At 69.1% G+C, this 13,314-nt stretch carries 10 protein-coding genes; 5 read left to right on the forward strand and 5 right to left on the reverse strand.

Features of this window, described 5'->3' with window-relative positions:
* Nucleotides 1-38: 38 nt before the first annotated feature.
* Nucleotides 39-1,424, forward strand: coding sequence for an MFS transporter (locus QKY98_RS18915; RefSeq protein WP_037007309.1), 1,386 nt, complete (start codon nucleotides 39-41; stop codon nucleotides 1,422-1,424).
* A 2-nt stretch (nucleotides 1,425-1,426) separates the two neighbouring features.
* Here QKY98_RS18915 and QKY98_RS18920 read toward each other — a convergent pair whose 3' ends face one another.
* Both QKY98_RS18920 and QKY98_RS18925 read right to left on the reverse strand, forming a co-directional pair.
* The gene (locus QKY98_RS18920) at nucleotides 1,427-4,525 is read right to left on the reverse strand and encodes a multidrug efflux RND transporter permease subunit (RefSeq protein ID WP_284671392.1); all 3,099 of its coding nucleotides are present in this window, start codon (nucleotides 4,523-4,525) and stop codon (nucleotides 1,427-1,429) included.
* Nucleotides 4,525-5,667: an efflux RND transporter periplasmic adaptor subunit gene (locus QKY98_RS18925; RefSeq protein ID WP_284671393.1), complete on the reverse strand. Its 1,143-nt coding sequence runs from the start codon at nucleotides 5,665-5,667 to the stop codon at nucleotides 4,525-4,527. The genes QKY98_RS18920 and QKY98_RS18925 overlap by 1 nt, the downstream gene beginning before the upstream one ends.
* A 150-nt stretch (nucleotides 5,668-5,817) precedes the next feature.
* On the opposite strand from QKY98_RS18925, the gene QKY98_RS18930 reads away from it, so the two are divergent.
* The 3 genes from QKY98_RS18930 to glsB all read left to right on the forward strand — a co-directional run bounded on the left by QKY98_RS18930 (nucleotide 5,818) and on the right by glsB (nucleotide 8,821).
* Complete coding sequence (locus QKY98_RS18930; RefSeq protein WP_007162700.1) at nucleotides 5,818-6,513, forward strand: response regulator; 696 nt, start codon at nucleotides 5,818-5,820, stop codon at nucleotides 6,511-6,513.
* Nucleotides 6,514-7,830 carry an ATP-binding protein gene (locus QKY98_RS18935; protein ID WP_284671394.1) on the forward strand — a complete coding sequence of 439 codons (1,317 nt, stop codon included), beginning with the start codon at nucleotides 6,514-6,516 and terminating at the stop codon, nucleotides 7,828-7,830. It begins immediately after the preceding gene.
* A gap of 76 nt (nucleotides 7,831-7,906) precedes the next feature.
* The gene (gene glsB / locus QKY98_RS18940) at nucleotides 7,907-8,821 is read left to right on the forward strand and encodes a glutaminase B (RefSeq protein WP_200893310.1); all 915 of its coding nucleotides are present in this window, start codon (nucleotides 7,907-7,909) and stop codon (nucleotides 8,819-8,821) included.
* On the opposite strand, the gene QKY98_RS18945 is transcribed toward glsB, so the two are convergent.
* The 3 genes from QKY98_RS18945 to QKY98_RS18955 all read right to left on the reverse strand — a co-directional run bounded on the left by QKY98_RS18945 (nucleotide 8,818) and on the right by QKY98_RS18955 (nucleotide 12,383).
* Nucleotides 8,818-9,702, reverse strand: a complete 885-nt coding sequence (locus tag QKY98_RS18945) for a hypothetical protein (RefSeq protein WP_284671395.1) — start codon at nucleotides 9,700-9,702, stop codon at nucleotides 8,818-8,820. The genes glsB and QKY98_RS18945 overlap by 4 nt on opposite strands.
* Nucleotides 9,703-9,784: 82 nt before the next feature.
* Nucleotides 9,785-11,224, reverse strand: coding sequence for a cardiolipin synthase (gene cls, locus QKY98_RS18950; RefSeq protein WP_284671396.1), 1,440 nt, complete (start codon nucleotides 11,222-11,224; stop codon nucleotides 9,785-9,787).
* Between the two features lie 28 nt (nucleotides 11,225-11,252).
* Nucleotides 11,253-12,383, reverse strand: a complete 1,131-nt coding sequence (locus QKY98_RS18955) for a methyltransferase (protein ID WP_284671397.1) — start codon at nucleotides 12,381-12,383, stop codon at nucleotides 11,253-11,255.
* A 72-nt stretch (nucleotides 12,384-12,455) separates the two neighbouring features.
* On the opposite strand from QKY98_RS18955, the gene QKY98_RS18960 reads away from it, so the two are divergent.
* Entirely contained in the window at nucleotides 12,456-13,232 is a 777-nt protein-coding gene (locus QKY98_RS18960; protein WP_027598461.1) for a ferredoxin--NADP reductase, read from the forward strand.
* Nucleotides 13,233-13,314 lie beyond the last annotated feature (82 nt).

Here is a 13,314-nt window from a genome sequence, read left to right on the forward strand (position 1 = left end):
CAAAGGAGCGCCAGCCTGGCCGCTCCCGGGAGACCGCTATGTCCTCATCCGCAACCTCCGCCGCCCTGGCGGCCACCGAACAGGCCATCGTCCGCAAGGTCGCCTGGCGGCTCATGCCGCTGATCATGGTCTGCTACCTGTTCGCCTTCTTCGATCGCATCAACATCAGCTTCGCCAAGTTCCAGCTGCAGGCCGACCTGTCGCTGAGCAACACCGCCTATGGCCTGGGCGCGGGACTCTTCGTGGTGGGCTATGTGCTGTTCGAGGTGCCCAGCAACATGATGCTGTACAAGGTCGGCGCCCGGCGCTGGATCGCCCGCATCATGATCTCCTGGGGCATCGCCACGGCGCTGATGATGTTCGTCACCGCCGAATGGCAGTTCTATGTGCTGCGCTTCCTGATCGGCGCCATGGAGGCCGGCTTCGCGCCGGGCATCCTCTACTACCTGACGCTGTGGTTTCCGCAGAGCTATCGCGGCCGCATCACCTCGACGCTGTTTCTCGCCTCGGCCTTTGCCGGACTGATCGGCGCCCCGGTCTCGGGGGTGATCCTCGGGCAGATGGACGGTCTGCTCGGCATGCGCGGCTGGCACTGGCTGTTCCTGGTCGGTGGCATCCCCTGCGTGCTGCTCGGCGTGCTGGTGCTGCGCCTGCTGCATGACCGCATCGCCGATGCGCCCTGGCTCAACGCCGACGAGAAGACCTTCCTGGCCAGCCGCATCGCCCGCCATGAAAACAACAGCCACGGCTCGCTGCTGGCGGCGATCCGGCTGCCGGGCTTCCTGCTGCTCGCGGTGATCTACTTCCTGATCCAGGTCGCCTCCTATGGCCTCAACTTCTGGGCGCCGCAGCTGATCCGCAGCGCCGGTACCGAGAGCCCCACCCTCATCGGCCTGCTGACCGCCGTGCCCTACGTCTTCGGCGCCATCACCATGGTGGTGGTGGGACGGCTGTCGGACGCCAGCGGCGAGCGGCGCAAGTTCGTCTGCGGCCTGGTGATCGCCGGCGCCCTGGGGTTCTTCAGTGCGGGACTCTTCGCCGACCACACCCTCTTCCTGATCCTGTCCCTGGCCCTGATGGGCGCCGGCATCATCGCCGCCATCCCGACCTTCTGGTCGCTGCCGCCGAAACTGCTGGCCGGCGCCGGCGCAGGCGCCGCGGGGGGCATCGCCCTGATCAACACCCTGGGGCAGGTCGGCGGTATCGTCAGTCCGGTGATGGTGGGCTACATCAAGGACCTGACCGGCAGCACCACCCCGGCGCTCTATCTCATCGGCTGCACCAGCCTGCTGGCCGCCGGCCTGATGTTCTGGGCGCTGCCGCAGAGCCTGCGGACCTCGGACAAGCTCGGCGCCCGCAAGCCCGAGCCCGCGCCGGTCGAGGACGCCACGCTGCTGGGCGACAAGCGCCCCCACAACGCCTGAGGCTAACGGTCCGGCGCGCGCCAGCGCCGGACCAGCCGCAGCACCAGCACGAAGAACACCGGAACGAAGACCAGCGCCAGGGTGGCGCTGAGCATACCGCCGATCACCCCGGTGCCCACCGCCTGCTGGCTCGCCGAGCTGGCCCCGGTGGCCAGGGCCAGGGGCACCACGCCGAGGATGAAGGCCAGCGAGGTCATGACGATGGGTCGCAGGCGCAGGCGGGCGGCGCGGCAGGTGGCCTGGTGCAGGTCCATGCCTTCGTCGTGCAGGCGCTTGGCGAATTCGATCATCAGGATGGCGTTCTTCGCCGTGAGGCCGATCACCGTGATCAGGCCGACCTTGAAGAAGACGTCGTTGGGCATCCCCCTCAGGGTCACCGCCAGCACCGCACCGAGCACCCCCAGGGGCACCACCAGCAGCACCGCGGTGGGAATCGACCAGCTCTCGTAGAGCGCCGCCAGGCAGAGGAACACCACCAGCAGCGACAGGCCCAGCAGCAGGGGCGCCTGGCCGGCGGAGAGGCGTTCCTGCAGCGACAGCGCCGTCCACTCCAGGGCGAAACCGCGCGGCAACTCGGCGGCCAGGCGCTCCAGTTCGGCCATGGCCTCGCCGGTGGTATGACCGGGCAGCGGTTCGCCGGCCAGGCTGATGGCGGGGTAGCCGTTGTAGCGCGACAACTGCGCCGGGCCCTGGGTCCAGTCGGCGCTGACGAAAGCGGACAGCGGCACCATGCGTCCGCGCTCGTTGCGTACCTCCAGGCGCAGCAGGTCGTCCACCTGGCTGCGGGTACCCAGGTCGGCCTGCACGATCACCTGCTGCATCCGGCCTCGATTGGGAAAGTCGTTGACGTAGCTGGAGCCCAGGGCCGTGCCTATGGTTTCGCCGAGGGCGCTGAAACTTACTCCTAGCGCGGCGGCCTGGCGGCGATCCACCACCAGCTGCACCTGGGCGCTGTCGGCCAGGGTGGTCTCCCGCACGTAGGCGATGATCGGATTGCCCACCAGCCTGGCCTGCAACTCGTCCCGCGCGGCCTTGAGCGCCGCCTGGCCGCGATTGGACCTGTCCTGCAGGCGCACCTCGAAGCCGCTGGAGGTGCCCAGGCCTTCCACCGGCGGCGGCAGCACGGCGAAGCCCTGGGCCTCGCTCTCGCCCGCCAGGACGGTATTGGCCCGCCCGGCGATGGCCGCGGCGGAGTCGGCCGGGCCGCGGGCGGACCAGTCCTTGAGGGTGGTGAAGGCCAGGGCGGCGTTCTGGCCGCTGCCGGAAAAGCTGAAGCCGAGCAGCACGAGGTCGTTGGCCACCCCGGGTTCCGCGGCGTAATGGCGCTCCAGGCGCTCGAGCACCTTGAGGGTGCGCTCCTGGGTAGCGCCCGGCGGCAGCTGGATGTCGGTGATCAGATAGCCCTGGTCCTCGGTGGGCAGAAAGGCGCCGGGCAGGCGGCCATAGAGCGCCACCAGGGCCGCCAGCAGGACGGCGAACAGCAGGAGATTGGGCAGCAGTCGGCGGATGGCGCGGGCCACCCAGCCTTCGAAACCGCCGGTCAGGCGCTCGAAGCCCCGGTTGAAGGCGCCGAAGAAGCCGCCGCGGGCATGGGCGCCCTGGGGAATCGGCTTGAGCAGGGTGGCGCACAGCGCCGGGGTCAGGCTCAGGGCGAGAAAGGCGGAAAGCAGGATGGCCACCGCCATGGACGCCGAGAACTGGCGATAGATGACGCCCACCGAACCGCTCATGAAGGCCATGGGCACGAAGACCGCGGTCAGCACCAGGGTGATGCCGACGATGGCGCCGGAGATCTCGCCCATGGCCTTGCGCGTGGCGGCGCGCGGATCGAGTCCTTCCGTGGCCATGAGGCGCTCGACGTTCTCCACCACCACGATGGCGTCGTCCACCAGGATACCGATGGCCAGCACCATGCCAAACAGGGTCAGCACATTGATCGAATAGCCCAGCGCCAGGAGCACGGCGCAGGTGCCCAGCAGTGCCACCGGCACCACCAGGGTCGGGATCAGGGTGTAGCGCAGATTCTGCAGGAACAGGTACATCACCGCGAACACCAGCGCCATGGCCTCCAGCAGGGTGTGGATGACCTGGGTGATGGAGATCTCGACGAAGGGCGCCGTGTCGTAGGGGATGTCGTACTTCATCCCCGGCGGAAAGTACCGGGACAACTCGGCCAGCTTGGCGCGCACCGCCTTGGCGGTGGCCAGGGCATTGGCGGTGGGCGCCAGCTGCACCCCCACCGCCACCGAGGGCTTGCCGTCCAGCCGGGTGCCGAAGTTGTAGCTCTGGCTGCCCACCTCGACCCGGGCGACATCGCCCAGGGTCACGCTGGAGCCATCGGCCCCGGCGCGCAGCAGGATGCCGGCGAATTCGGCCGGGTCGCTGAGCTGGCCCTTGATCAGCACCGGCGCGGTCAGCTCCTGACCCGCGGGGGCGGGCAATTCGCCAAGACTCCCGGCCGCCACCTGGACGTTCTGCTCGGCAATGGCGCGGGTCACGTCGGCCGGGGTCAGGCCGACCGCCACCAGGCGACTGGGATCGAGCCAGACGCGCAGGGCGTGCTCGGCGCCAAACAGCTGGGCCTTGCCCACGCCGTCCAGCCGGCGCAGTTCGTTGACCACGTTGCGCGCCAGGTAGTCGCTCAGGGCGGTGGTGTCGAGGCGCGCGTCGGTGGCGGTGAGGGTGACGAACAGCAGGTAGCCGGCGGAAGTCTCCTCGATCTGGATGCCCTGCTGGGTGACCGCCCGCGGCAGGCGCGGCTCCACCACCTTGAGGCGATTCTGGATGTCCACCTTGGCCAGCTCCGGATCGGTGCCGGGCTGGAAGGTCACGGTCAGGGTGGCGCTGCCCTGGCTGCTGCTGGACGAGAAGTAGAGCAGGTGATTGACGCCATTGAGTTCCTGCTCGACCAGGCTGACCACGCTCTCGTCCAGGGTCTGCGGCGAGGCGCCCGGATAGCTCAGGGTCAATTCGATCTGCGGCGGCGCCACGTTGGGGTACTGGGCCACCGGCAACTGCGGCAGGGCCAGCAGGCCGGCGAGCAGGATGAACAGCGCCACCACCCAGGCGAACACCGGGCGGTCGATGAAGAAATTGGCCATCAGCGCGCCTCCGCCGGGGCGGCCTGGGGTTCCACCACCAGGCCCGGCTGCGCCTGTTGCAGGCCCGAGAGCAGTACCCGCTCACCAGCGGCCAGGCCGGATTCCACCACCCAGCGACCGTCCACCACCGGTCCCAGGCGCACCTCGCGCAGGGCGAGCCGGTCTTCGGCATCCACCACCCAGACCTGGGCCTGGCCGCCGGCGCTGCGCTGCACCGCCCGTTGCGCCACGCTCAGACCCTGGTCGAGCCGCGCCTGCTCCAGGCGCACCCGCACGAAGCTGCCCGGCAGGAGTTCGCGCCGTGGATTGGGAAACTGGCTGCGCAGGGTGATCTGGCCGGTGCTGGCGTCCACCGCCAGATCGGCGAATAGCAGGCGGCCGCTCTCCAGGTAGGGGCTGCCGTCTTCCTGCAGCAGGGTGACCCGCGCCTGGTCCGGCGCCACCTGCTGTAGCCGGCCGTCGCTGAGGGCATCGCGCAGCGCCTTGAGCTGGCGGGTCGACTGGGTGACGTCGGCATGGATGGGGTCCAGCTGCTGGATGATCGCCAACGCCGTGGCATCGCCCTGGCCGACCAGGGCGCCTTCGCTGACCAGGGCCTTGCCGATGCGCCCGGCGATGGGCGCGGTGACCGTGGCATAGCCCAGATTCAGCCGCGCCCGCTTGAGCGCTGCCTGGGCGGCCGCCACCTCGGCCTGCGCCTGCAGACTGGCACCCTGGGCATCGTCCTGCGCCTGACGACTGATCGCCTCGCTCTCCACCAGTGCCGCATAGCGCTCGGCCAGGCGGCGGGCCTGGAAGGCGCTGGCCTCGGCCTTGCGCAGGGCGGCGGCGGCGCTGTCCACCTCGGCCTGCAGCGGCGCCGGATCGATACGGAACAGCACCGCGCCGGCCTTGACCTCGCTGCCCTCGTGAAACACCCGCTGCAGCACGATGCCGGCGACCCGCGCCCGTACCTCGGCGGTCCGCGGCGCCACCAGGCGGCCACTGAGTTCGCTGGCGATGGCCAGGGGCGAGGGGTGCAGCGTCTCCACCTGCACCCTGGGCGCGGGCGGGATGGCGGCCTCCGGGGCCGGACGGTCGCAGGCGGCGAGCAGCAGGCAGAGCAGCGCGAGGCTGCCGAGGGCAGGGCGGGGCAGGGACATCGGGGCTTCCTCCAGGAGAGCGCCATGGTAGGCGTCCCGCTCGGGCCTCCCTGTAAACGTCTGTAGGTCTCTTGTGAAAGAGTGTTAAGCCCCGCGCCCGCCTGCCCGGGGCTCGGCTATGCTCGGCACTTTCCGCCATGAAGGCCTGCCGTGATCCCCTTGCTCATCGTCGAAGACGACACCGCCCTGGCCGAGCTCATCGCCACCTACCTGGGCCGTCAGGGCTATGCCGTGACGGTGATCGGTCGCGGCGACGAAGCCCTGGCCGCGGTGCAGCGCCTGCGCCCGCACCTGGTGGTGCTCGACGTCATGCTGCCGGGGCTGGACGGCCTGCAGGTCTGCCGTCAGCTGCGCGCCGCCCAGCCAGGCCTGCCGATCCTGATGCTCACCGCCCTGGACGACAGCCACGACCAGGTGCTGGGCCTGGAGATCGGCGCCGACGACTACGTCAGCAAGCCCTGCGAACCGCGGGTGCTGCTGGCACGTATCCGCACCCTGCTGCGCCGCTGCCAGCTGGGTGAGGCGCCCGCCGATGACCGCCTGACGATCGGCCAGCTGCGGCTGCTGCCGGGTGAACGCCAGGTCTGGTGGCGCGACCAGCTGGTGGAGCTGTCATCTACCGAATTCAACCTGCTGGCGATCCTCATGCGCCATGCCGGCGAGGTGCTCAGCCGCGACCAACTGATCCAGCAACTGCGCGGCATCGAATTCAACGGCGTCGACCGCTCGGTGGACGTGGCCATCTCCAAGCTGCGCCGGCGCTTCGAAGAGCACCCCGGCGACGCCCGGCGGATCAAGACCGTCTGGGGCAAGGGCTATCTCCTTTCCCGCGCCGAGTGGGAATAGATGCTCAAGATCCTCGTCCGCCTCTACCTCATCCTGCTGGTGACCTATGGCGCCGCCAGCTACCTGGTGCCCGAGGCGCTGCTGCAGGTGTTCTACGAGCGCTACAGTCGCTACACCCTCGAACAACTGCACGGCCCGCTCAGCCTGGTGCAGCGCACCTTCAACCAGGCGCCGCCGGCGCGCTGGCCAGCCCTGCAGGAGGAGTTGGCCGCGGAGCTGGCGCCCATCAGCCTGCGTCTGGTCCCGCTTGAGGATCCAGCCCTCACTCCGGAGGAGCGCGCCGATCTGGCCGCCGGCCAGCGGCGGGTACGCCTGGGCGACTATGGCGAACCCAGCGCGGCCCTGGTGCCGCTGCCGACGGATCAGGTGCTCTGGGTCGGCATCCCCGAGGCGCCCACCGACATCGCCTTGACCTACTGGGCCATGAACGCCCTGATCGGCGCGGCCCTGCTGGTCTGTCTCTATGTCTGGCTGCGACCGCACTGGCGCGACCTGGAGCGGCTGCGGCGTACCGCGGCGCGCCTGGGCAAGGGCCATCTGGGCGAGCGCACGGCCATCTCGCCGCGCTCGGACATCGGCGAGGTGGCGCGGGCCTTCGATGACATGGCCCAGGAACTGGAGGCGCTGATCGTCCAGCAGCGCGACCTGCTCAACGCCGTCTCCCATGAATTGCGCACGCCGCTGTCACGCCTGGAATTCGGCCTGGCGCTGTTGCAGGCCGATCCGCTGCCCGCCGAGGCCCACCGCCAGCTGGAACAACTGGTGCGCCACGTCCGCGAACTGGATGCCCTGGTCGACGAATTACTGTCCTTTGCCCGCCTGCAGAGCAGCCAGCAGCCGCCCGAACGCCTGAGCCTGGAACTCGAAGCCTTTCTCGACAGCGTGCTGGCCGACTTCGCCGAAGAGCAGGAGCGCCGCGGCGTCGTGATGCACCTGGACCTGACGCAGGCGCCCAGGCGGGCCGAACTGGCGCCACGCCTCACCGCCCGCGCCCTGCAGAATCTCGTCGGCAACGCCCTGCGTTATTGCCAGCGCGAGGTCTGGGTAGCGGTCCGTGACGACGGCGACGCGTTGCTGATCGCCGTCGAGGATGACGGCGAAGGGATTCCCGCGGCGGAGCGCGAGCGGGTCTTCGAACCCTTCTATCGTCTGGATCGTAGTCGCGACCGCGCCACCGGCGGCTTCGGCCTGGGCCTGGCCATCAGCCGGCGCGCGGTGGAAAACCAGGGTGGCCGGCTGGACCTGAGCGCCGGTGCCCAGGGTGGCGCTCGATTCGAGATCCGCCTGCCATTGCCGCCGCGCCTGGGGCTCGCCTGAGGCCGCCGTGGCCCCTACACTTGGCGCCCCCGCCCGTTTCGGAATCGTCATGGCAGAGCCCTTCGACCGCCACTCGCTGCAACCCCTGCTCGACCGTATCGCCGCCGCCGCGCCGCGCCATTTCGGCGAAGGAGAGGTGGCCGACTACATCCCGGCCCTGGCCGAGGTGGCGCCGGATCAGTTCGGCATCGCCGTCTGCGACGTCAACGGCCAGGTGTGGCGCGCCGGGGCGGCCGACACGGCCTTTTCCATCCAGTCCATCTCCAAGGTGCTCAACCTGGTGATCGCCATGCAGCGCCTGGACGAGGCGGATATCTGGACCCGCGTCGGCCGCGAGCCTTCCGGCCATGCCTTCAATTCCATGGCCCAGCTGGAAGAAGAGAAGGGCGTGCCGCGCAATCCCTTCATCAACGCCGGCGCCGTGCAGGTCTGCGAATTGCTGGTGTCGCGCATCATGTCGATCCACTGGATGATGCGCGAACAGGCGCGCCGTCTGGCCGGCAATCCGACGCTCAACTTCGACGACCGCGTGGCCCGCTCGGAGATGGACCACAAGGCGCGCAACGCCGCTCTGGCCTATCTGATGAAGGCCTACGGCAATCTGCACAGCGAGGTCGATGACGTCCTCGACGTCTATTTCCACGGCTGCGCCCTGGCCATGAGCTGCGTCGACGTGGCTCGCGCCTTCGCCTTTCTCGCCAACGGCGGCATCAATCCCCAGGATGGCCAGGTCGTGGTGACGCCCCAGCAGACCCGCCAGCTCAATGCGCTGCTGCTGACCTGCGGCCTCTATGACGCGGCCGGCGACTTCGCCTGGCGCGTCGGCCTGCCGGGCAAGAGCGGGGTAGGGGGCGGCATCGTCGCCATCGTGCCGGGACAGATGAGCATCTGCGTCTGGTCGCCCCGGCTGGACAGCTACGGCAACTCGGTGGCCGGCCTGCGTTCTCTAGAGACCCTGGTGGAAGGGCTGGGCGTGGCGCCGCTCGGCTAGTAGGCCATGGACAGGCTGAGGGTCACCTGGGGCACCACGCCGTCGGTCTCGCCCTCCGGACCGCTCAACTCGCGCAGGGCGCCGTCGCGATAGAGCGCCAGGGCTTCGGCGCGAGCGCTCCAGCGCGTCTCGCCCCAGCGAAAGGGCTGCTCCAGCGCCAGCCCGGTGCGGGCATAGAGGCGATCGCCGGAATCCGGTCCATAGAAGCCGTTCCACCCCACCCCCAGGGCACTGGGGAAACTCAGGCGCAGGCCGCCCGCCGAGAGGTCCAGTCCGGGTTCCAGGCTGCCCTGGGTGTAGAGACCACTGTCACCTTGGGTGCGGGTGGTCACCGCCAGTCCCGGACGCCAGGCACCCAGGCCCGAATCGGCCTGGTAGGCCAGGGTCAGGCTGGCTTCCTGAGTGGTCGCGGCAACGTCGTTGGGACTGCTCTTGACCGTGTAGACGAAGCCGACCCTCAGGCCCTCGGCCGGTGACACCACCAGGCCCAGCAGGTTGTTGCTCTCGTACCAGCGCCGCGGGCTGACCCGTTCCTCGCTGGAGGGGCTGTGCAGGCCGTTGCTGCTGCTGAACACCAGCCAGGCATCGGCATTGCCGTCGCTTCCCTGGTGCAGATCCAGGGCGAAGCCCGCCTGCAGGTGCAAGGGGACGCGGTCGAGGCTGGCCGCGTCGTCATCGTAGTTGCCGCGGGAAAAGTCGCCGTTGCGCACGTCCGTGCCCAGTTGCGGATGGAAGCGCCCGGAGTTTTCGCTGACCTCCACGCTGCCCAGGGCGGCGTCTTCGCTTTCGATGGACGGCACGCTACGCGGCGCGGCGGTGGCCTCCAGGGCCAGACAGCCCGCCAGCAGACCGGCGCAACGCAGGGACGAGGGGCGCGACATGGCGACTCCGGGATGCGCGGGGCGCTCCGGGTGAGGCGCCATGGGGCATCGGACTAGGCCGCCGCCGAGCGGGTTCCAGGCCCTAGAGTACCGGCGAAAACACCCGCGCCACCCGCATGGCCACCCGCCGCCAGCGGCGCAGGGCGGCATTGTCCTCGGGGGTGAGTTCGCGGGAGCGACTGAAGTCCTGCTCCAGCATCTTGCGCACCTCCCAGGCGAAGGAGACGTCCATCACCATCACCATGACCTCGAAGTTGAGGCGGAAGGAGCGGTTGTCCAGGTTGGCGCTGCCCACCGCGGCCACGTCCTCGTCGATCAGCACCACCTTCTGGTGCAGGAAGCCCGGGCCGTAGCGGAACACCCGCACCCCGGCATGCACCGCTTCGAAGGCATAGAGATAGGAGGCGGCATAGACCACCTTGTGGTCGGGTCGCGAGGGCAGCAGGATGCGCACGTCCACCCCGCGCAGGGCGGCCAGGCGCAGGGCCGCCGAAACGGCTTCGTCGGGGATGAAGTAGGGTGTGGTGATCCAGACGCGGTGGCGCGCCGAGTGGATGGCCTCGACAAAGAACAGCGAGCAGGTCTCCTGATCGTCCGCCGGCCCGCTGGGCACCACCTGGCAGAGCACGCCGCCTTCTTCGTAGCGTTCCGGCAGCAGCAGGGTGGGCAGCTTTCTGGTCACCCAGTACCAGTCCTGGGCAAAGGTCTCCTGCAGGGTGGCCAGGGCCGGACCGCGCAATTCCAGGTGGGTGTCGCGCCAGGGCGCCAGGGGCGGCTTGAGACCCATGTATTCGTCGCCGACGTTGAGCCCGCCGGTAAAGCCCACCTCGCCATCGACGATGACGATCTTGCGGTGGTTGCGGAAGTTGACCTGGAACCTGTTGATCAGCCCGCGACGGTTGCTGAAGCCCTTCACCTCGCAACCGGCTTCGCGCAGCTTTTCCACATAGGCGCGCGGCAGGGCATGGCTGCCGATGGCGTCGTACAGCAGAAAGACCTGGACCCCGGCGCGGGCGCGGTCCAGCAGGGTGTTCTGCAGAGCCAGGCCGAGGGCGTCGTCGTGGATGATGAAGAACTGCACCAGCACCACCTTCTGCGCCCCGCGGATGGCCGCGAGGATGGCGGCGAAGGTCTCCTCGCCGTTGATCAGCAGCCGCACCTGGTTGTTGGCCACGCAGGGCGTGCCGGTGAGGGCGGTCATGGCCTTGAGCTTGCGATTGGCCGCGCTGCACTGCTGGGCGGCCATGGCCTCGGCGATCCAGGGTCGCCAGTCCAGTTCGGCGGCCTGGCGCGCCATCTCCTCGTCGGCCTGGCGCCGCGCCTTCACGTAGCTGTCGAAGCGCCGCCGGCCGAATACCAGATAGGGGATCAGGCTGAGGAAGGGCATGAACACCAGCGCCATGGCCCAGGCCATTGCGCCCTGGGCGGTACGCACCGTGATGATGGCGTGGATCGCCGCGCTGATGCCGATCAGTTCGAGGACCAGGGCGATGTAGTGGAGATCGAGGGGCAGGGAAGGCACGCGGGCAGCTCTCGCTCCTGGGTGGATGTCAGAGGGGTTGGACCGCCCTGAGCACCACGAATTTCGGCGTGGCCGCGATCTGTTCGACACGCCTGAACAGCCGCTTGAGCTTGACGTGATAACCCAGGTGGCGATTGCCCACCAGCCAGAGTTCGCCCTGCTCGGTCAGCGCCGCCCGCGCCTGCTGGAACATGCGCCAGGCGAGGAAGTCGCCCACCACCTGCTGCTGGTGAAAGGGCGGATTGCACAGGATCAGCTCCAGCGACCGCGGCGGCTGGTCGGCCAGGCCATCGGCCGCGCGGATCGCCACCGGTCGCTCGCCGAAGGCCGCGCTCCAGTTCTCTCGCGCCGACTGCACCGCCATGTAGGACTCGTCCACCAGGGTGAATTGCGCCTCCGGATTGGCCAGGGCGCAGGCCAGCGCCAGCACGCCGTTGCCGCAACCGAGATCGGCCACCCGGGTCTGGCCCAGGCCCTGGGGCAGGTGTGGCAGGAAGGCACGGGTGCCGATGTCCAGGCCCTCGCGGCAGAAGACGTTGGCATGGTTGACCAGGGTCAGTGGCGGCGCATCCAGGCGATAGCGACTCGGGTAGGGCGAGGCCACCGCCGGTCGCGCCTCGGGGGTGGCGAAGAGCAGCCGCGCCTTCTTTACCGCCAGCGAAGCCTGCACCGGGCCGATATGCCGCTCCAGCAGGTCGCCGGCGGCGCGGGGCAGGTGCTTGAGCATGCCGGCGGCGATCACCCGGGCACCCGGCGCCAGCTGGCCGTGCAGGCGGATCAGCTGCTCTTCCAGCAACGCCAGGGTCTTGGGCACCCGCACCAGCACCAGATCGAAGGGACCGCTGATCGCCTCGCTGGCCGGGACGAAGGTTACCGCCTCGGCGGCGAGGCCGTTGCGCGCCAGGTTGGCCGCCAGCGCCAGGGCCGCCAGGTGCGAGTCGCCACTGGAGGTCACCTGGGCATGAGCGGCGAGACTGGCGGCCAGGGCGCCGAAGCCGTCGTTGAGCACCAGCACCCGGGCGGACGGGGCCAGGCCCTCCTCGGCGACCTGCTGCAGCAGGTATTCGTCGGCGGCGTCGAAGGCCTGCAGGGGATCGTCGCGGCGCGGGGGCTGACGGTCGAGTTCGAGGGTGGCGAAGGGCGAGACGAGAGAAGGCATGGTTTCTGTCGGTGTTTATCGGCGGCTCACTGCGGGACAATGGCGCCAAGCAATCGGGAAAAAGAGGCCAGTATGACCGCCACCGAAGACAAGTTCACCCGCGAGACGATCACCGCCGTCTGGCCCTGGAGCGACAACCTCTTCAGCCTGAGGACCACCCGCGATCCGCGCTATCGCTTTCGCGCCGGCCAGTTCGCCCGGCTGGGCGTGCGCAAGGCCGATGGCGACATCGTCTGGCGGGCCTACTCCATGGTCTCGGCGCCCCACGACGACTTCCTCGAATTCTTTTCCATCGTGGTGCCGGGTGGCGCCTTCACCAGCGAACTGAGCCGCCTACGCGAGGGCGACGAACTGCTGGTGGAAAAGCAGCCCTATGGCTATCTCACCCTGGAGCGCTTCGGCGGCGGTCGCGATCTCTGGCTGCTGGCCACCGGCACGGGCCTCGCGCCCTTCCTGTCGATGCTGCAGGAGCCCGATACCTGGGAGCGCTTCGAGCGCATCGTGCTGGTCTACAGCGTGCGCGAAGCCCGCGATCTGGCCTATCAGGAGGTCATCCGCGGTTACGGCGAGGTGGAGCACCTCGAAGGTCTCACCGACCGCCTGGTCTATGTTCCCGTGGTTACCCGCGAGGATCACCCCGGCGCCCTGCGTGGCCGCATCACCACCCTGATCGAGAACGGCGAGCTGGAACGCGCCGCCGGCGTCGAACTCTCGCCCGAGCACTCGCGCATCCTCATCTGCGGCAATCCGGAGATGGTCGACGACACCCGCCAGCTGCTCAAGACCCGCGATCTACAGCTGGCCCTGAGTCGCCGACCCGGGCAGGTGGCGGTGGAAAACTACTGGTAACAGGGGCCACCACCGGCGTCTTTACGTTTTCTTCACAATTGGAAAAGGTTGGGCCTTTAGCTTTGGCCCCACCTTGCTCTAG

The organism is Pseudomonas sp. HR1 (genome assembly GCF_030175875.1).
GTDB classification, from domain to species: domain Bacteria; phylum Pseudomonadota; class Gammaproteobacteria; order Pseudomonadales; family Pseudomonadaceae; genus Chryseomonas; species Chryseomonas oryzihabitans.